Genomic DNA, 18,715 nt, shown 5'->3' on the forward strand with positions numbered 1-18,715 from the left:
TACCTCTCAAAAATGGCATTATAAGTGTATATTTGCAGCAAGCAGACCGCCTTATCGCTGCCCCAACTTCAATAATACTGAAATGGGGTGGAGGAAAGTCCGGACACCACAGGGCAGCATAGTGGGTAACGCCCATCACCTTCTTTGGAAGGGAGGACCAGTGCAACAGAAAGGATGTACAGATAATGCTGTAGTGAAATCAGGTAAACTCTATGCGGTGCAATGCCATGTATACCGGCTGTTAAGAATTGCCCGTTCGTTGCCGGAGGGTAGGCAGCTAAAGGCTTTTGGTAACAAAAGCTTCAGATAAATGATAAGGGCTTCATCCCGATAGCTATCGGGGTTGGAGTACAGAATCCGGCTTACAGGTCTGCTTTTTTATTTTTTTCAGCAATAAGATTATTTACCCATTTTAAAGCAGATTCGAGATCACGAAAAATTTCATAAGGGATCTTGGAAAATTGTTTTTCAAAGGTGGCAGATTTAAAAGCTGATTCCTTTTTGCAAATTATCCCAACTCCTGCAAGATTCTTCTCTTTGTGCAGATTGAGGTTAACTGTGGGGTTAACATTGTAGTCATTAATCCGGTTGGCAAGATAAACATAGTATTTTCCGTTGTAGAAACTTGAACAAGCTTCAACAAGATCGGTCATTTTCTTGCCTTCCAAAACCTGTCCTTCCCTGGGTTGGGAAAAAACATAGTTCGGATAGAATTGGAGTACGGTGAATTCCAACTCAACTATTTTAAGAGGTAAACACATCTTCTAATTTAAGAAAAAAAACTAAAAACCGAATTACCGTATTTTCTTACATTTTGAAAATGTTCTATATGGGAAAGATCTATTCTTTTACTATGCTCAATGATGAGGGAGCCGCCTTCTTCCAGAAGCCCTCTTGAAAATGTTGTTTCTGCAATTTGTTGTAGAACGTCAGCCTCAAAATCGTAAGGCGGATCGGCAAAAATGATGTTCGCAGTTTCGGTGGTAGCTTTTAAAAATTTGAAGACATCACTTTTTACAGTTCTAACGGGTAAATCGAGCTCTTCAGATTTCTTGTTGATGAACTTTACACATTCAAAATGGGCATCAACTGCAATGATCTCTACTGCACCGCGCGAGCCAAACTCGTAAGTAATGTTCCCGGTGCCACTAAAAAGGTCGATCACTTTTAAAGCCGAAAAATGGTATTGGTTGTTCAGGATATTGAAAAGCGCTTCCTTGGCAAAATCTGTAGTAGGTCTTACCGGAAGTTTTTTTGGAGCGATGATCTTTTTCCCTTTATGTATTCCTGAAACTATTCTCATTCGAGTGCTTTAAAAAGAGTGTAATGCATATAACCTTTTGGCGGTTCTTCTTTGCCGTTAAAAATGTAACCAAAAGAACTTTGAAGAAACTTTATTTCCTTCACATAAGTGTATGCAATTTCGTAATAATCTGATTTCTCTCTTATCCTTCCTAAGAGGATCAATTCAAAACTGGAGGGATCAAGATCAAGCTGTTCTGCGCAAAAGAGCAGGTAATAAATAAAATCTTCGCGGCTGTTGCAGTTAAAGCTGTTTGCCAGTATTAATTTTCCCTGTTGGTATACAAGCAGGTCATAGCCCCCGGGAAAACAGTTGAGGTAAACCCTTGTGCCTTCTTTTTGGAAGCGGTTTTGAATTTGAAATTCTTCTGCCAGCACACTTACGCTGTGGCGGTATTCAAATTCCCCATACCTGTCAAAAAAGAAGTTATTGATATTAGTGTAAGGGATATATACGTTCACAATTTCTGCGGAAACAATATCGTCCTTTGCTACATAATCGGTCTCCAGGATCTTTGTGTTGTACTTGAGATATTCCGAAGCATTTTCCTCTTCAAAGAATTCGGTAGGTACAAGACTGTACAATTCATTCGAAAAAAGCACAATAACCTCGGGGTTTCCACTACTCAAAAAAGGCTCCTGTTCGTACTGTTTTTCTATTTGCTGCAGCACCTGTGCCGGATTGAGTTTTCGGGAAAAGAGGATGTCCCTGAAAAAAACAATTCTTTTTTCTTCTTTAGACAGGGCACAAAAAGAAAGTCCATTCAGGCTAACCTGAATGGACAACTTTATATTTTCGTAGTTTATTTGCCTACTCTGCGTCACCATATTTTAAAGGCCAGTTACCGCTGGTTTTTACTTCTTCCATAGAACCAACGCTAATGGCAGGGCCGTTTACGTTGTCTACAGATACAACCTGCTGTTCCTGGTTTACAAGATCTTTGTCTTGATCGTGAAGTATCACTTTCTTAGAAACTTTTGCTTCAAAGACAGGGATTTGAGTACCACTCTTATCAAGAGTGCCTGCTTCAAGTTCAAACCTGGCATCTACTCCTTTAATAGGAACGTTCATCATTGTCTTGTAACGATCAGATCCTTTGAAAAGAGAGTCTTTTACAGATTTGTATCCAAGAGTGTCAACTACTACAATTTCAACTCTTCGGTCAACCCCGTATGTCTTTCTGTATTCTTCATCCATTACGGTGGTATCCCTTCTTTGGGTAAGGGTAAATTGTGCGGTATCAATAAACCGAACTAAATTTTCCCAATTGCCTTCAAATTCTCCCGTCACCGTACGGTGTGCGAGTTCGGCATCTCTAATATCTTTAAGCTTTTCTATTACTTTGGCATATCTTGCCTCCTTAACTTTATTAAATTGTATAGGCTCGTAAACAGAATTAAAAACCAGGTATCCCAGGAAGATGATCACAATCCAAAGAACTAACTGAATGACAAGTTTCATGCGGGTGCAGTTTAAGATTTATTTTAGTATCCACGCAAATCTACAATTTTTTTTTATTCACAAAAGATTCTTCAGAAAAAAACCTTGTTATCTTTGGGCTTCGACGGAAAATGATCATGGAAAAACTAAACGCTGCCACATTCTATAAACTGTTATTAAAAGATCTCAAATTTGAAGCTAAAGTAAAACAGGATATTGCGCTGCAGCAGCTGGCGACTTTTGTAATGGAAGGCAGTAAAGAATCTTTATTTCTTCTTAAAGGTTTTGCCGGTACAGGGAAGACTACAATTATAAGTTCTTTAGTAAAAAACCTGTGGCAGGTCAAAAAAAGTGGCATCCTGCTGGCGCCAACAGGCCGGGCAGCCAAAGTAATTGCCAATTATTCGGGCCGCGAGGCTTTTACTATTCACAAGAAGATCTATTTTCCGAAGAAAAAATCGGGCGCCGGGGTAAGTTTCGTGCTGCAGCCCAATAAACACCGCAACAGCATCTTTATTGTCGATGAAGCTTCAATGATCCCCGATGTCAATAACGACGCCCAGATGTTCGAGAATGGTTCGCTGTTAGACGACCTGCTTCAGTATGTCTATTCGGGCCACAACTGCAAATTGATCTTTATAGGGGATACTGCCCAGCTACCACCGGTAAAGCTTGAGGTGAGCCCCGCACTTGAGGAGCAAAAACTTCAGAATACATATTTAAAAGAAGTAACGCATATAGAACTTGATGAGGTGGTTAGGCAAAGTGAAGAAAGCGATATTCTGCACAATGCAACCTTGATTAGGGAGGCCCTACGGGAAGATTTTTATGAAAGCTTCAGGTTTGAATTGAGCAATAAAAAAGATGTGGTGAGGCTTATAGACGGGTATGAGATCATGGAAGCTATTGAAGATTCTTATCGCAACCTGGGGCACGAGGACACCACAATTATTGTGCGATCTAACAAGCGTGCAAACCTCTACAACCAGCAAATAAGAAACCGCATTTTGTTTCAGGAAGAAGAGATCTCTTCCGGAGATTATTTGATGGTGGTCAAGAATAACTATTTTTGGGTGAAGCCCAGTAGTGAAGCCGGTTTTATTGCCAATGGTGATATTATTAAGGTGCTGGAGATCTTTGCGATAAAAGAATTGTATGGCTTCAGGTTTGCCGAGATCAAGGCGCAGATGGTAGATTACCCCAACATGCAGCCCATTGAAACGGTAGTGCTGCTGGATACGCTTGAAAGTAACCATCCGTCGCTGACCTATGAGGAGTCAAATCAACTCTACCAGGAGGTGATGAAAGATTATGAGGAAGAACGTACCAAGTACAAGAAGTTTTTAAAAGTGAAGAACAACAAGTACTTCAACGCCCTGCAAATCAAATTTTCTTACGCCATGACCTGTCATAAATCACAGGGTGGGCAATGGAACACCGTTTTTGTGGAGCAGCCCTATCTTCCCAACGGGGTAGATAAAGATTACCTGCGGTGGTTGTATACTGCGGTTACCAGGGCGCAGGAGAAGGTCTATCTCATAGGATTTAAAGATGATTTTTTTGCCGCGGCTAATTAAAGTCTTTAATAAAATTTACTTCGGAAGTATAACAGAAAACACAAAATTATGTCTACGCAACAACCTCTTCGTATAATAGCCATGATCCCGGCGCGGTATGCCGCTACACGTTTTCCGGGGAAACTGATGCAGGATCTGCACGGGAAAACTGTCATTTTACGAACCTATGAAGCGGCCATGAAAACCGGCCTTTTTGAGGAGGTATATGTGGTGACCGATAGTGACGTGATCTTTGATGAAATAAGCTCCAACGGCGGCAACGCCATTATGAGCAAAAAAGAACACGAATGTGGCAGTGACCGTATTGCCGAAGCCGTAGAAGATATGCCGGTAGATGTGGTGGTGAACGTGCAGGGAGATGAACCCATGATAGATACCGAAAGCCTTAGGCTGTTGCTCGATGTTTTCCGCGGAAAAGATGCCGATCTCATAGACCTGGCTTCTCTAAAGGCTCCTCTGGCCGACAAAAAAGACATTTTAAACCCCAATAATGTCAAGGTAATTACCAATAAGAACGATTTTGCACTGTATTTTTCCCGTTCTCCCATTCCTTATCCTCGTGATGAGAATACCGGCGTTACCTGGTACAAACACATAGGGATCTACGCCTTTAGGAAACAGGCTTTGATGGATTTTTACCGCCTGCCAATGCTGAAGCTCGAAGCTACTGAGAAAATTGAGTGCATCAGGTACCTCGAGTACGGGAAGAACATAAAAATGGTAGAAACTGAAGTGAAAGGTGTAGGCATAGATACTCCCGAAGATCTTGAAGAAGCGAGAAAGATCCTCTCCAAAAAAAATGAGCACTAAAAATGCCATTTTTGACACCTTATGTCACAAAAAATATTTGAGTAGTTCATTCCGGAAATTCTATATATTTGGATAAACTCACTTAAAATATTTATGAAAAAAATCACTCTTTTTCTTTTTGTAGGGCTAATCAGCAGCTTTGTGAATGCCCAAATCCAGGTGCCGCAGCCCAGTCCTTCGGCTAAGATCGAGCAAGAGGTTGGCCTCACCAATGTAACGGTTGAATATTCCCGCCCGGGAATGCGTGGCAGGACCATCTTTGGCGACCTAGTGCCTTATGGCGAGAAATGGCGTACAGGCGCCAATAACAACACTAAAATTTCCTTTGATACCAAAGTGGTGATTGACGGAAAAGAACTCAAAGCAGGGACTTATGCCATTTATTCTATTCCGAAGGAAAACGAATGGGAAGTGCTCTTTTACGAAGATAGTAACAACTGGGGCTTGCCACAAGACTGGCAGGACAGTAAAGTTGCTCTGCGGGCCACCGCTCCTGTCCAGGAAATGCCAATGACCATGCAAACGTTCACTATTCTTATTGATGAGCTTCAAAATGACTCTGCCGTACTGAACTTTATCTGGGAAAATACTATTGCTACCCTGCCTTTTGAGGTGCCTACTGATGAGCGTGCCATGGCAAGTATTGAACGGGTAATGAACGGCCCTTCTGCAGGAGATTACTTTGCAGCAGCCACCTATTTTCACGATGAAAAGAAAGACCTTAATAAGGCTTACGAATGGATCAAAAAAGCGGTAGAAATTGGTGGTGAAGATGCCTATTGGGTAGTGAGAAGAAAAGCTTTAATTGAAGCCGATCTGGGTAAAAAGAAAGAGGCTATTGCAACTGCCAAAAAATCTTTGGCCGCTGCCGAAAAAGCCGGGAATAAAGATTATGTAAAGCTCAACCAGGACTCTCTTAAAGAGTGGGGAGCAATGTAAAATAACTCTTTCCTTACTTTTTAAAGAGGCTGTAAAAAGTAAGAAAAGCTATAAAAACCTGAGTGAATCAGGTGGCAAAAATGCCTTTTTACAGCCTCTTTTTTTAGTATTCCAGCCTAATCTTTTTCCTGATCTCATCGAGCATTGAAATGAGTTCCCGGCTTTTGTCAAAGCTCATCACATCGCTTTCCGTTTTGCCTTGTCTCAGCATTTCCTGCACATGCCGTGCTTCGTATTCATATCCAAATGAAGCAACATCAAAGGTCTTTGATTCTGTTCCTTCAGCCGTTGTGATCACAACTGTTGAAGGATTATGCCACTTTGATTCGATCTTTATGCTAGCATTCTCAAGCTCAAAATAAGCAGTTGTTGGCGTATCTTTAGTGACATTGCTGTGAAGTTCAGCTTTGGCCCCGTTGGGGTAAGAGAAAATCACGTCACAGACTTCATCTACTTCTGTTTTCCCCATTTGGGCAGTGGCTTCCACTTTTTCGGGCAAACCAAGGGTGTGCAGGGCAAGAAAAACAGGGTAGATCCCAATATCGAGTAAGCTGCCCCCGCCAAGACTCTTCCGGAAAAGCCTGCTGTTCTCATCAAAAGGAAAATAAAACCCGAAGTCGGCACTAAGATATTTCACCTTGCCGTACTTCCCCGAATCAAGGATCTCGCAAAGATATTTTATGTGAGGTAGAAATGGCGTCCACATGGCTTCCATTAAAAACACATTGTTTTCTTTGGCAGTCGTGATCATTTCTTCCACCTGTTGCCGGTTTATGGCAAAAGGTTTCTCGCATAGAACAGCCTTTTTGTGTCGCAGGCAAAGCAGTGTTTGTGCGTGGTGAAAAACGTGGGGAGTGGCCACATAGACCACGTCTACTTCCTCATCGCGCAACATTTCTTCATAAGAACCGTAAGCTTTTGTTGCGCCGTTCTCTTTGGCAAATTCTTCTGCCCGTTGCAGGTTCCGGCTCGCTACCGCATAAAGATTTGCATCTTCAACTTCCCTGAGGCTGGCAGTGAATTTTTTAGCTATTTTTCCGGGGCCAATAATACCCCAGTTTATTTTAGGTGTCATAAGTCAGTCAGTTTTTTTGACATTTTTGGAAGGATAATTTGCAGGATCACAGCCAAAGAAATAACGAGGAAACATCCCGACAGGTTGAGCCATAAATAAGGCATGACTTCCTGAAAATAAAGCCTGATAATGATTGCCTGCGTGATTAAAGCAGCAATGAAAACTGCAGTTCCTTTTACATACTTTATAAAGAATGCCAGCAGAAATATTCCGAGTACATTTCCGTAGAAGATAGATCCAATGATATTTACCAGCTGAATGAGGTTGTCAAAAAGATCGGCGATACTGGCCACAGAGATGGCAATAAGACCCCAGCAAAGTGTGAAGAATTTTGACATACGCACGTAATGCCGCTGGGTTTTTTCTTCCACATTTCGCTTGTAAAGGTCGATCATGGTGGTAGAGGCCAGGGCATTCAATTCGGAAGCTGTAGAAGACATTGCTGCGGAAAGGATCACCGCGAGCAGCAGGCCAATCAAACCGCGCGGCAGGTTGTTCAGGATAAAGTGGATGAAAACGTAATCTTTATCGTTGGTTTCTATCAAAGGGTCGGCTTCTTCAATAAGATGTGTGGCTTCCTGCCGCACCTGCAATTCGGCTGCATTCAGTTGTACCAGATCATTTTTAAAGCTTTCCCTGTCTCCTTCTGAAAATTTTCCGGCATTGGCATAACTCAAAGATTTCTGTTGTTTTTGATCCTGAATTTGTTTCAGCTCCTCCTGAAGCTTATTGTATTCCGAAGAAAATTCCGAAGTATTTACAGCATTTGTGGCCGCCGGATTAAAATTTAGCGGCGAATAATTGAACTGATAGAAAACAAAAACCATCACCCCAACCAGCAAAATAAAGAACTGCATGGGCACTTTTAACAAGCCGTTGAAGATGAGGCCCAACTGACTCTGCCGTACAGATTTTCCTGAAAGATAGCGCTGCACCTGACTTTGATCGGTTCCAAAGTAGGAGAGGGCAAGAAAAGTCCCGCCTATGATGCCGCTCCAAAAGGTGTACCTGTTGTCAAAATCGAATGAAAAATCTATAACGTCAAGTTTTCCGCTGGCACCGGCAATTTCAAGGGCTTCGGTGAAACTAATTTCTTCCGGCAGGTATTGAATGATCAGGATCAAAGCTGCGACCATTCCGAAGAAGATCACCGCCATTTGCTGTTTTTGGGTAACATTTACAGCTTTTGTGCCGCCCGAAACCGTATAAATAGTCACGAGTATCCCAATGATGATATTGAGGGTTGTGAGGTTCCAGCCCAGCACCGCCGAAAGTATGATTGCGGGGGCAAAAATAGTGATCCCGGCAGCCAGCCCTCGTTGGATAAGGAAGAGCAAAGCCGTGAGGGTACGGGTCTTGCGGTCAAACCTGGATTCCAAATATTCATAGGCGGTATAAACTTCGAGCCGGTAATAAATAGGAATGAAGACCATACAAATGATGATCATGGCAATGGGAAGCCCAAAATAGAACTGCACAAAGCCCATCCCGTCGTGAAAAGCCTGCCCGGGCGTGGAGAGAAAAGTGATTGCACTGGCCTGGGTTGCCATGACCGACAGTCCCACCGTCCACCACCTGGCTTCGTTGCCTCCCCGAATATAATCCTGGACATCTTTACTGCCGCGGGTTTTATAAACTCCATAGATCACGATGAACGCAAGAGTACCGGCTAAAATGATCCAGTCTATAGTTTGCATATCAGGTGAAAATTGTCATTAAAATGTAAAACAGGAGAATATAGGCGGCATTGGCGAGGAGCACAAGGCTGTATGCTTTTTTCCACTTGTATTTTTGAGGAGCTTCCATTACTTCTGATTGTCTTGTTGCAAACCGGAAACCGATGGCTCATGTTGTGGAAGAGAGAGCATATTGGCAAAAAGCCGGAATGCCCCCGGGACCCCTGCCGGAAATTCCCTGAAAAAGCTAAGGCCGGTATAGATAAAATTGCCCTTCCCGTATGGTGTTACTAAAAGACTGCCTTTGGTAGGCGCTTCATCTTTGTCGTTCATCGCAAGGATTGGCGTAAATTCTTTACCCCATTTGTCTGGAAAATAGAGTCCGCGTTCCTGCACCCAGCCCTCAAAATCTTTGGAAGTTATCTTATTTGGAAAATTGAGAACAGGATGGTTGGGTGCCAAAAATGTCACTTCTGCCGCTTCATTTGTCACCCTGTCGCGCGAAAGTTCGAGTTCGTAAGGCGCAAGTGTTTCAGTGACGAGTCCGCGGCTCGTGTTGTACTGCAGGATGAGATTGCCGCCCTGCTTCACGTATTCAAAAAGCGCAGGTTGCCTGTAACGCAACTCATCAATAGTATTATAGGCGCGGATTCCCACTACCACAGCGTCAAATTTTGCGAGGTTATTTTCTGAAATATACTTTGGGTCTATAAGCTCCACTTTGTAGCCCATTTGTTCCAGCGCCTGTGGTACCACGTCTCCCGCCCCCTGAATATAACCTACCAGATTTCCCCTTTTTTGGATATCCAGTTTTACCAGGCTGGTTTTATTCGGAAGCACCAGGGTTTGTAGCGGGATATGCGGATAATCAAGCTGAACAACAGACCTGGAATAAGTATTCCCGTTTACCGTAGCTACAGGTTTGAAAACGACTTTATCCTGAACTGCAGGTGGTTGTACTTCAAAGCTGAAGGTTATTTCTTCCCCTTTTTGCAGGGTGTCAAAAATGTGCTTTTCGGGAGAGATTTTCCAGCCCGGCATTTCCTCCGGATTTAACTCTCCTGAAATGCCATTGGCCATGGCTTTTACGGTCACTGTAATGCTGCCCGGCACCCCATTGGCAAAGACCATCACATTGGTGCCTGTGGTGACCGAAACTTTTGGCACCACTTCAAAAGGCCTGTAAGATTCCCCGGTAACGGGATCGTTGAATTTATAGGTGATGTTCCTCTCAAACGGGATTTTTACACCTGCAACATCAACCGTAAACTGAACCTTCAGCTCCCGGGGAGTTTCAGGAAGGCCAATGAGTTCATTTTGGGTTACCCTGTACATTCCCAGGCTGCCTTCTTCATTGAGCCAGTAAGGGCTGGTGAAGTTGATATTTTCAGGAATAACAAAATCAATCTCCTGAACCGAGGCGCGATTATTGGCCAGGGAAAGATTGACGGGAATAGTTTTTTCTTCAGGAAATAATTTAACAGAAAGCAGTTCGGTATTGATATCGCTGCGGTTTATGGCTTCAAGCTCCAGGTTCACCTTTTCGCCCGGTGTAGCCAGGGGTGAACCTGCCACAGCTTCCAGGTACAGACCCATAGCAGCAGCAATAACGTCTTTTATCTGTTCAGATTTTAGCTCTTTCCATTGCGGGTCTTCAAGGTTTTGAATGAGTTGATATGCTTTTACCAGTTGAGGTACGCTGGCCGCCGGATCTTTAAAATCGAAGTTCTCCTGTACCAGGTTCAGGATCTTTCCTATCTCTTTTCCTCCTTTTACACGGCTCCAGCTGGTGTTGATGCCGTGAAAGATATCTGGATTATTCTCCGGATGTTTCCCCTTGAGAAGTTCAATATATTCTGAAGCAGTGCCGCGGGTACCGGTGCTGCCAAATCCCTGCGACTGGTGCTGGCTGCGGCTTAAAGAAGCAATTTCGGTATTGGAAAGGCCCTTTAGCGGGAAGTACACCCCGGTGTCAAAACTGATAAAGCGGGATTTATCTGCTGCGTCAAATGCTTCCTGCGATTCGTAGAACCAGGGAGAGGTGTTAAAAAAGAGCTTTTTTGGCTGCCATGTTCCCAGCTCATCTGCCAATTGAGGGTAAGCTGAAGGTTTTCCCGCAAGATCAAAGGCACGGCTGCTCAAAATTGCGGAAGAGGTGTGATGGCCATGGGTTTCACCTGCCGAATTTGCATCAAAACGGTTGATGATCACATCGGGTTTAAACAATCTTATGGTGCGAACTACATCTTTAAGGACTTCTTCCTCATTCCAGATGTTCAGGGTTTCTTCAGGGGTTTTGCTGTACCCAAAGTCATTCGCACGGCTGAAGAATTGCTCTCCGCCATCAATTTTTCGTGCTGCGAGCAACTCCTGGGTACGTATTACGCCCAGAAGTTCCCTCAATTGCGGACCAATGAGGTTTTGGCCGCCATCACCACGGGTAAGGGAGAGATAAGCGGTACGGGCATTGAGTTCGTTGCTAAAGTAGGAGATAAGGCGGGTGTTCTCATCATCGGGATGGGCTGCAACATACAACACCGATCCCAGGAAGTTGAGTTTTTCAATTTCAGAATAAATTTCTGAGGAATTTAATTTTTCAGGTTGCTGGGCCTGAGCAAGCCCACTGATGAAAAGAAAAACAAGGCAAAAAAGCTTCCGCATAGGATATTCTTTTTGATAAGCCTTCAAATATAATAAGATTCCTCACTAAACCATGTTAGAGGGCATCTTTCCCTTCATCGGCATGATATTCTTTTTCAATTAAAGAAACCGCTTTTTGCAGGATGAGGTTATTGGGATAAGTGATCAATTCTCCATCTAGCGTACGCAAATGTAGATGAAAAGCCTTGATATCTTCAATTACGGCTTCTACCGGCATGTCTTTATCGTGGATTTTTATGCGGCTTCCAATTTTGTATGGGAAGGAAAAAAACAGGATAATCCCCGCTGTAATATTGCTCAAAATAGACCAGATTGCAAACATAGCAACCCCAATTATGGCGAAGAGAGATGAGAAAATGAGCGCAATCTCCTGTGCATTATAACCCCAGGTAAGAGAGAGCAAAAAAATGGCAATGATGGTGACCAGTATGTTAATATACTTGAACATTAGCCTGGTACGGGTAATGTGAATTTCACTGCGGTGCCCCACGCGGTGGGCGGCTTTTTTCATGATAAACTGCAGGATCCAGAGCGCCAAAAGAATGGCTGCAGTGGTAATTATCTGATTTTTGTTTAGAAAGAAAACATCTAACATTCCTGAAAATGAATTTTTGTAAAGATACCTTTTAGGATTAGGAAACCTGAAGTGTGGCTAAAAATTATTCGGCCATTTCAAGCAGGGTGCGGTAGACTAAATGAGTTGGGAGCCCCACTACATTAAAGTAACTTCCTTCAATATACTCAACCCCAATAAGTCCAATCCATTCCTGAATTCCGTAGGCTCCGGCTTTGTCGAAGGGCCTGAATTTTTCAATGTAATATTTGATTTCATCGTCAGCGAGCTCGCTGAATGTAACCCTGGTGATGGCATGTACAGTTTGCTTTTTTTCGGGAGTTTTAAAGCATACCGAAGTAATCACCTCGTGGGTTTTCCCGCCCAGAGCTTTAATCATCTCCAATGCCTGCGCCGGGTCAGCGGGCTTTTCAAGGGCCTTACCTTCATGCCATACAATGGTGTCGCTGGTAATAAGAATGTCGTTGGTATTCAATTCGCCTTCAAAGGCTGCAGCTTTAAGTTCGGCTAGAAAATTGGTGATCTCTAGATCCTTTAATTCTGATGGATATTCTTCTTTTACCGGCTTCAGCCTTATCTCAAAATTAAGGTCAAGTTCCCTGAAGAACTGTTGTCTACGGGGAGAAGCCGAAGCTAAAATGATATGGTGATCTTTTAATTTTTCCTGTAACATAATTATATCAAAACAAATTTATAAAGGCCGATAGAGAAGATCCCTGCAGCCAAAACTATTTTTAGAACCAGGCTAAGGTGATGGAATTCCTTTTTGTTCCCTGCACCCACAATTTTTACCATAAAGTAGAGCAGGGGTGCAACAACAGCGATCAATACATAGAGCATCGCGGCCCGGTTTTCATAAAGGTACGTATATAAATAATAAAGTATACCAATGAGGGGAAGCAGGGCAATGGCGAAGATGATGAAGTTGGTCCTGCTCCTGCCCAGCAGTACCGGCAGGGTTTTATAACCCGCATTATAATCGCCTGTAATATCTTCCTGGTCTTTTACAATTTCACGAAGAAAATTTACCAGAAAAGCAAAGATTGCGTAATCGACAAGGATTGAAAACATCACTTTTTGAGTGGTGAGATTTTCGGGAGTAATAGCAGGAACAAGATCAAAAATCCCCACCATTACAATGATCATGGCAACCATTATACTTACTACCAGGTTGCCAACAAGTACTGTGCCTTTAATTTGGGTAGCATAAAAATAGAGAAAGGCTGAAGGAATGATAAAAAGTGCCACAAAAGAAGGTTTGCCTACCAGGTTGCTCAGGTAAAAACCTATTCCCACTCCAAGAATGTTTAAGGCAATAAACCAGTTCCACGCAACTTTTTCAGAAATTTTGATTCCAATAAGCATTTTTTGAGGCTTATTCACCTTATCGGTGGCTGTGTCGTGAAGATCGTTGATGATATTACCGGCGGCAGCAAGGCATATCATTGAAAACACGAGCAGACTGAAGCTAAAATTACTTAAGGTAGTGTCTATGCCAAAGGGTTCGAATAGAAAATACTTCACCAGTACCTGCGTGAAGATGATCATCAAAAGATTGAAAGGCCTCACAAGCTTCAAAAATGGCAAAATTTGCATGGTGTTAAGCGGAAACAAATTTAAGCCCGATGATAGAGGCAATAAGGGTGAAAAGGAAAAACAGCCGCCAAAAATGCACAGGTTCTTTGAATACAAAAATTCCAATTAAGACGGTGCCAAACGCACCTATTCCTGTCCACACTGCATAGGCAGTCCCAATGGGCAGGGTTTGGGTGGCTTTGTACAGCAGAGACATGCTTATTGTAAGGCATAGAAAAAAGCCTGCCATCCACCAGAAGGCGGTGCTGCCTGTGGCTTCTCTGGCTTTACCAAGACAGGTTGCAAAGCCTACTTCAAACAAGCCAGCGATAACGAGGAGCAACCAATTCATTGGTGATCATTCCATTTCCCCTGCACTTTTAAGACCTGTTCAATAACGTCTCGCACACAGCCTTTTCCGCCTTTCTTGTGAGAGATATAGCGCGAGGCTTCCTTGATCTCGGGCGCGGCATCTTGCGGGCAGCAAGGCAGGCCAACTTTTTGCATGGCATATAGATCGGGGAGATCGTCACCCATATAAAGCACTTCCCCGGGTTTGATGTCGTAGATGTCAAAGAATTCTTCCATTTGCTCCACCTTATCCGGGCATCCAAGATAGATGTCGGTAATTCCAAGGCCTTTTAGTCGGGAACGGACCCCCTCATTGTTGCCGCCAGAAATAATGCAGATCGTATAGTCTTTTTCTCGTGCATATTTCATCGCGTAGCCATCTTTGATGTTCATGGTGCGAAGTAATTCGCCGTTGGTGCTTATTTGAATGGAACCATCAGTAAGCACGCCGTCTACATCAAAAATAAAAGTGGTGATTTGGGCAAGGAATTCTTTATAGCTTTTTTCCATGGAAGGTTTTAATTGCTGAAGTTAATAATTCGTATATCTTTTTGTTTTCGCCCGATTCCAATAGGTCCAGGTGGGCTTTTATAGTCGATTGATCATTCCTGATGGCAGGGCCGGTCTGTACCCCGGCAGGAGAAGCATGTTGTACTTTCCCGGCTGTTTCGGCAATGAGGGGTTTTAAAATGTCGAACGGAATATCGTTCTGTTTACAAATTTGCTCGCCCACTGCGTAGAGATGGTTGACAAAGTTGCAGACAAACACTGCCGAAAGGTGTAATTTTTTTCTTTGTTCCGAAGAGATCTCGTAGCAATTCCCTGAAACCTTCGATGCAAGCGTTTTCAGGATTTCCAGGTCCTGGGCAGTATTAGCTTCAAGGCAAAAAGGAATTTCGGAATAGTTGACATCATTGTCTTTAGAGAAAGTCTGGAGCGGATAATACACGCCTCTACGGGAGCAGGCTCTAAGGGCATCTAGGGCTACCGAACCCGAGGTATGGGCTATAAGCGCATTCAGGTCCTTCAGTTTTTCTGAAATTTCAGGAACCACGTCATCCTTCAGTGCCATTATATATATATCTGCCGGTGCCAGCTCAGAAATTTCAGTAGTTACATCACATTTACTTCGGAAGAAATCCAAAGTTTTTTCAGAATGATTATAGACCTGTTTTACACGAATTCCTTCCGAAGCCGAAAAAGCTTTGAAAAGGTGTGTGGCAACATTGCCCGATCCTAAAAGTACAATCTCAATCATATGGCTAAAATACAAATTTCTTTTACTCCCGTGGCTGCTCCTGTAGCCGCATAAATATGGAATTTAAGCAACTTTTAATCCCTATAAATTGCTTACTTTTGCGGCATTTATTAAAGCAAGCCCTCGATGCAGAAAAAAATAGCTTCCATCATCTTCTCCACCCGCCTTATGGCTTTCCTTTTTATCGTATTTGCCGTAGCGCTGGGAATGGGAACCTTTATTGAAAACTGGTACAGTACAGAAACCGCTAAAGTCTGGATCTATAATGCCCTGTGGTTTGAAGTGATCATGGCCTTGTTCGTGGTCAATTTTACAGGAAATATTTTCAGGTACCGGCTTCACAAAAAAGAAAAATGGTCATCTCTACTGCTTCACCTTTCCTTTATCTTTATTCTGGTAGGCGCTTTTGTGACCCGGTATATAAGTTATGAAGGCATGATGCCGATTAGAGAAGGTGCGACCGAAAATACTTTCCTCTCAGAAAAGACATTTTTGACCACCTTTATTGATGGCGAAATAGATGGAGAACCACGCCGAAGAGTAGTGGAAAATGAGGTGCTTTTGGCTCCCGGAGCTTCAAATGAATTCACTTTTAATACAGATTATAACGGACAGCCGGTAAAACTGGAGATTCTTGATTACATTCATGGTGCCGAAGAAGGCCTGGTAGAAGATCCTGAAGGAGAAAACTATCTCAAGATCGTAGAAGCAGGTGGTGGCGAAAGGCATGACCACTACATCAAAGAAGGGGAAGTGAGCAGTATTCACAATGTGCTGTTCGCCTTGAATAAACCCACAGATGGTGCCATAAACATCACTGTTGAAAATGGGGAATACAGTATTTCTTCTCCTTTTGAAGGTACTTATATGCGAATGGCCGATCAAATGCAGGGGCAGGTAGAAGCCGATTCTGTTCAAACCTTGCTATTGCGTTCTCTCTACAATATGGCGGGTATGCAATTTGTTTTGCCCGATCCTGTGGTACGTGGAAAATACGATGTTATTCCTACCGAAGAAAAGACTGAAGGCCAGCAGGATGCTGCTGTAGTAAGGGTGAGCACTGCAGGCGAATCACAAACTGTAAAACTTCTGGGCGGGAAAGGTATGGTTACCGATCCTATAAAACTCAATCTTGGCGGCCTCGAATTTTACGTGAGGTACGGCTCTAAAGAATACGAGTTGCCATTCTCTATTAAACTCAACGATTTTATTGCTGAAAGATATCCCGGTACAGAGAAAAGCTATTCCTCTTTTAAAAGTAAGGTGACGGTTATTGATGAGGAGACAACTTTTGATTACGAGATTTTTATGAACCACGTGCTCGATTACGAAGGCTACAGGTTCTTCCAGGCCTCTTTTGATCCCGATGAAAAAGGGACGGTACTCTCTGTAAACCACGATTTTTGGGGCACCTGGATTACCTATATCGGGTACACGCTATTATATATTGGATTGATGTGGATCCTGTTTGCAAAAGGATCCCGTTTTGGGGAACTTAAGCAAATGCTGGAAAAAGTGAAGAAGAAAAAAGCCAGTATTACCGGTATTTTACTGGTGCTGTTCTCTACAACAGCAGGTTTTGCGCAGGAAGAAGAACATGCGCATGAAAATCCGCTCACTATTCCCAAAGCAAGGATAGACTCGATCATTAAGGCCAATGTGGTTTCTGAAGAGCATGCAGCAGAGTTCGGCCGACTTGTAGTACAGGATGCCGGCGGAAGGATGAAGCCTGTAAACACCTATTCTTCGGAATTACTTAGGAAATTAAGTAAAAGTGATGATTATGAAGGATTAACGGCTGACCAGGTGATGATCTCCCTTACCGAAAATCCTACCATGTGGTATAATGTGCCGGTGATAAACGTTAAAAAGGAAAATGACAGCATCAGGCATATTGTAGGTGTTCCCGAAGACCAGAAATTTATCGCGTTAACCAGCTTTTTTGACAGGGAAGGAAACTATAAACTTTCGCCTTACCTGGAGCGTGCCTACATGGCCGCGGTGCCCGATCAATTTGAAAAAGACTTTATCGAAACCGACAGAAGGGTAAACTTGCTCTACAATGCCCTGCAGGGAGAAATTCTAAGGATTTTCCCAATCCCGGGGCATGAAAACGATAAATGGGTATCGTTTCCCGAAGCTGCCGAAGCAGGATTTAAAGGAATGGATTCAGTTTATACACGGCAAATCCTTCCAATGTATTTCAGCGCATTGCAAACTGCGAAAAAGACCGGCGATTATTCACAAGCCAACGAATTGCTGAACAGTATCAAAGGCTTTCAGAAAAAGTTTGGAGGAGAAGTAATGCCTTCCGAAGAGAAACTGGAAACAGAAATTTTGTACAACAAGTACGATGTTTTCAGGAACCTCTTTGCAATGTATATGATAGCGGGTGTCCTGATGTTGATTTTTGTAATTGCCCAGATCTTTAGGGACAGCAAAATGATACGAATCTTGATTAGACTAAGTATTGCGGCTATTATTATCTTTTTTGTGCTCCATACACTGGGACTTATTGCGCGCTGGTATATTTCGGGACATGCGCCATGGAGTGATGCCTACGAGTCGATGATCTATGTGGCCTGGGCTACCATGCTTTTTGGGTTGCTCTTTGGAAGAAAAAGTGACCTTACCATTGCATCTACGGCTTTTGTGACCTCTATGATCTTAATGATTGCACACTGGAACTGGATGGATCCCTCTATTGCCAATCTGCAGCCGGTACTTGATTCTTACTGGTTGATGATCCACGTTTCGGTAATTGTGGGTAGTTATGGTCCGTTTACCCTGGGAATGATCCTGGGTGCGGTAGCTTTGATCCTCATGATCTTTACCACAAAGAATAACAAAAAGAAGATGGACCTAACCATCAAAGAAATAACGATCATTACCGAAATGGCGCTTACCATTGGTTTGGTGATGCTAACCATCGGGAACTTCCTTGGTGGGCAGTGGGCCAATGAAAGCTGGGGACGTTACTGGGGCTGGGATCCAAAAGAGACCTGGGCACTGGTGAGTATCATGGTCTATGCTTTTGTGATTCACATGCGCCTGGTGCCGGGAATGAGAAGCCGCTGGTTATTCAACTTTATGGCAGTTGTATCTTTTGCAAGTATTATGATGACCTACTTTGGGGTGAATTTCTACCTCTCAGGGCTGCATTCTTATGCCAGTGGAGATAAGGTAATTACCCCAACTTTTGTTTACTATTCTGTAGTAGTGGTAGCCATTTTAGGAGCAGTTTCTTACTGGAGGTTTACCAAGTACTATAAAAAAGGAAACCGAAGCAGGTTGACTGCAGATTATATTAAGAAGAAGAAAAAATAGTGTTCAGTGATCGGTATTCAGTGATCAGAAAAATTTAAAAGAAAAAATCCTGCTGTACAGCAGGATTTTTTCTTTTAAACCTTAAACCTTAAACCTTAAACCTTAAACCTTAAACCTTAAACCTTAAACCTTAAACCTTAAACCTTAAA

General features: G+C 43.0%; 16 protein-coding genes and 1 other RNA gene. 5 read left to right on the forward strand and 12 right to left on the reverse strand.

Features of this window, described 5'->3' with window-relative positions; translation table 11 throughout:
* The first annotated feature begins 38 nt into the window (after nucleotides 1–38).
* Nucleotides 39–381, forward strand: an RNA gene (gene rnpB / locus OQ279_RS14145) — RNase P RNA component class A.
* Nucleotides 382–769: 388 nt separating this feature from the next.
* On the opposite strand, the gene OQ279_RS14150 is transcribed toward rnpB, so the two are convergent.
* Genes OQ279_RS14150 through OQ279_RS14160 form a run of 3 tightly spaced genes read right to left on the reverse strand, consistent with a single transcriptional unit; the run spans nucleotide 770 to nucleotide 2,764 of the window.
* Nucleotides 770–1,303 (reverse strand): RsmD family RNA methyltransferase, encoded by a 534-nt coding sequence (locus OQ279_RS14150; RefSeq protein WP_266070650.1) that lies wholly within the window; start codon nucleotides 1,301–1,303, stop codon nucleotides 770–772.
* Entirely contained in the window at nucleotides 1,300–2,130 is an 831-nt protein-coding gene (locus tag OQ279_RS14155) for a DUF3822 family protein (RefSeq protein ID WP_266070651.1), read from the reverse strand. Before OQ279_RS14155 ends, OQ279_RS14150 begins: the two co-directional genes overlap by 4 nt.
* Nucleotides 2,114–2,764 carry a hypothetical protein gene (locus OQ279_RS14160; protein ID WP_266070652.1) on the reverse strand — a complete coding sequence of 217 codons (651 nt, stop codon included), beginning with the start codon at nucleotides 2,762–2,764 and terminating at the stop codon, nucleotides 2,114–2,116. Before OQ279_RS14160 ends, OQ279_RS14155 begins: the two co-directional genes overlap by 17 nt.
* Before the next feature lie 116 nt (nucleotides 2,765–2,880).
* On the opposite strand from OQ279_RS14160, the gene OQ279_RS14165 reads away from it, so the two are divergent.
* From OQ279_RS14165 to OQ279_RS14175, 3 genes are all read left to right on the forward strand, one after another.
* Nucleotides 2,881–4,320: an ATP-dependent DNA helicase gene (locus OQ279_RS14165; RefSeq protein ID WP_266070653.1), complete on the forward strand. Its 1,440-nt coding sequence runs from the start codon at nucleotides 2,881–2,883 to the stop codon at nucleotides 4,318–4,320.
* 48 nt (nucleotides 4,321–4,368) lie between these two features.
* The gene (gene kdsB / locus OQ279_RS14170) at nucleotides 4,369–5,130 is read left to right on the forward strand and encodes a 3-deoxy-manno-octulosonate cytidylyltransferase (protein WP_266070654.1); all 762 of its coding nucleotides are present in this window, start codon (nucleotides 4,369–4,371) and stop codon (nucleotides 5,128–5,130) included.
* A gap of 93 nt (nucleotides 5,131–5,223) precedes the next feature.
* Nucleotides 5,224–6,069 carry a DUF2911 domain-containing protein gene (locus OQ279_RS14175; RefSeq protein ID WP_266070655.1) on the forward strand — a complete coding sequence of 282 codons (846 nt, stop codon included), beginning with the start codon at nucleotides 5,224–5,226 and terminating at the stop codon, nucleotides 6,067–6,069.
* Between the two features lie 103 nt (nucleotides 6,070–6,172).
* On the opposite strand, the gene OQ279_RS14180 is transcribed toward OQ279_RS14175, so the two are convergent.
* From OQ279_RS14180 to OQ279_RS14220, 9 genes are all read right to left on the reverse strand, one after another.
* Nucleotides 6,173–7,144, reverse strand: coding sequence for a Gfo/Idh/MocA family protein (locus OQ279_RS14180; protein WP_266070656.1), 972 nt, complete (start codon nucleotides 7,142–7,144; stop codon nucleotides 6,173–6,175).
* A complete protein-coding gene (locus OQ279_RS14185) occupies nucleotides 7,141–8,841 on the reverse strand; it encodes a sodium:solute symporter family protein (protein ID WP_266070657.1) in 1,701 nt (566 codons plus the stop codon). Before OQ279_RS14185 ends, OQ279_RS14180 begins: the two co-directional genes overlap by 4 nt.
* Nucleotides 8,842–8,949: 108 nt before the next feature.
* Nucleotides 8,950–11,481 (reverse strand): PIG-L family deacetylase, encoded by a 2,532-nt coding sequence (locus OQ279_RS14190; RefSeq protein WP_266070658.1) that lies wholly within the window; start codon nucleotides 11,479–11,481, stop codon nucleotides 8,950–8,952.
* Between the two features lie 55 nt (nucleotides 11,482–11,536).
* Complete coding sequence (locus OQ279_RS14195; RefSeq protein ID WP_266070659.1) at nucleotides 11,537–12,076, reverse strand: mechanosensitive ion channel domain-containing protein; 540 nt, start codon at nucleotides 12,074–12,076, stop codon at nucleotides 11,537–11,539.
* A 64-nt stretch (nucleotides 12,077–12,140) separates the two neighbouring features.
* Nucleotides 12,141–12,728: a Maf-like protein gene (locus tag OQ279_RS14200; protein WP_266070660.1), complete on the reverse strand. Its 588-nt coding sequence runs from the start codon at nucleotides 12,726–12,728 to the stop codon at nucleotides 12,141–12,143.
* A 2-nt stretch (nucleotides 12,729–12,730) separates the two neighbouring features.
* Nucleotides 12,731–13,633, reverse strand: a complete 903-nt coding sequence (locus OQ279_RS14205) for a geranylgeranylglycerol-phosphate geranylgeranyltransferase (protein WP_306419791.1) — start codon at nucleotides 13,631–13,633, stop codon at nucleotides 12,731–12,733.
* 22 nt (nucleotides 13,634–13,655) lie between these two features.
* A complete protein-coding gene (locus tag OQ279_RS14210; protein WP_266070662.1) occupies nucleotides 13,656–13,982 on the reverse strand; it encodes a DMT family transporter in 327 nt (108 codons plus the stop codon).
* Nucleotides 13,979–14,491 carry a KdsC family phosphatase gene (locus OQ279_RS14215; protein WP_266070663.1) on the reverse strand — a complete coding sequence of 171 codons (513 nt, stop codon included), beginning with the start codon at nucleotides 14,489–14,491 and terminating at the stop codon, nucleotides 13,979–13,981. The genes OQ279_RS14210 and OQ279_RS14215 overlap by 4 nt, the downstream gene beginning before the upstream one ends.
* Entirely contained in the window at nucleotides 14,475–15,239 is a 765-nt protein-coding gene (locus OQ279_RS14220) for a Rossmann-like and DUF2520 domain-containing protein (RefSeq protein WP_266070664.1), read from the reverse strand. Before OQ279_RS14220 ends, OQ279_RS14215 begins: the two co-directional genes overlap by 17 nt.
* Before the next feature lie 126 nt (nucleotides 15,240–15,365).
* Here OQ279_RS14220 and OQ279_RS14225 point away from each other — a divergent pair, with 126 nt between their 5' ends.
* Nucleotides 15,366–18,566 carry a cytochrome c biogenesis protein gene (locus OQ279_RS14225; RefSeq protein ID WP_266070665.1) on the forward strand — a complete coding sequence of 1,067 codons (3,201 nt, stop codon included), beginning with the start codon at nucleotides 15,366–15,368 and terminating at the stop codon, nucleotides 18,564–18,566.
* Nucleotides 18,567–18,715 lie beyond the last annotated feature (149 nt).

Source organism: Salinimicrobium profundisediminis (assembly GCF_026241755.1).
GTDB lineage: Bacteria > Bacteroidota > Bacteroidia > Flavobacteriales > Flavobacteriaceae > Salinimicrobium > Salinimicrobium profundisediminis.

Coding starts and splice junctions, on each gene's coding strand:
- OQ279_RS14150 (WP_266070650.1), bottom strand. CDS start 1,303: ATGAGAATAGTTTCAGGAATACATAAAGGGAAAAAGATCATCGCTCCA.
- OQ279_RS14155 (WP_266070651.1), bottom strand. CDS start 2,130: ATGGTGACGCAGAGTAGGCAAATAAACTACGAAAATATAAAGTTGTCC.
- OQ279_RS14160 (WP_266070652.1), bottom strand. CDS start 2,764: ATGAAACTTGTCATTCAGTTAGTTCTTTGGATTGTGATCATCTTCCTG.
- OQ279_RS14165 (WP_266070653.1), top strand. CDS start 2,881: ATGGAAAAACTAAACGCTGCCACATTCTATAAACTGTTATTAAAAGAT.
- kdsB (WP_266070654.1), top strand. CDS start 4,369: ATGTCTACGCAACAACCTCTTCGTATAATAGCCATGATCCCGGCGCGG.
- OQ279_RS14175 (WP_266070655.1), top strand. CDS start 5,224: ATGAAAAAAATCACTCTTTTTCTTTTTGTAGGGCTAATCAGCAGCTTT.
- OQ279_RS14180 (WP_266070656.1), bottom strand. CDS start 7,144: ATGACACCTAAAATAAACTGGGGTATTATTGGCCCCGGAAAAATAGCT.
- OQ279_RS14185 (WP_266070657.1), bottom strand. CDS start 8,841: ATGCAAACTATAGACTGGATCATTTTAGCCGGTACTCTTGCGTTCATC.
- OQ279_RS14190 (WP_266070658.1), bottom strand. CDS start 11,481: ATGCGGAAGCTTTTTTGCCTTGTTTTTCTTTTCATCAGTGGGCTTGCT.
- OQ279_RS14195 (WP_266070659.1), bottom strand. CDS start 12,076: ATGTTAGATGTTTTCTTTCTAAACAAAAATCAGATAATTACCACTGCA.
- OQ279_RS14200 (WP_266070660.1), bottom strand. CDS start 12,728: ATGTTACAGGAAAAATTAAAAGATCACCATATCATTTTAGCTTCGGCT.
- OQ279_RS14210 (WP_266070662.1), bottom strand. CDS start 13,982: ATGAATTGGTTGCTCCTCGTTATCGCTGGCTTGTTTGAAGTAGGCTTT.
- OQ279_RS14215 (WP_266070663.1), bottom strand. CDS start 14,491: ATGGAAAAAAGCTATAAAGAATTCCTTGCCCAAATCACCACTTTTATT.
- OQ279_RS14220 (WP_266070664.1), bottom strand. CDS start 15,239: ATGATTGAGATTGTACTTTTAGGATCGGGCAATGTTGCCACACACCTT.
- OQ279_RS14225 (WP_266070665.1), top strand. CDS start 15,366: ATGCAGAAAAAAATAGCTTCCATCATCTTCTCCACCCGCCTTATGGCT.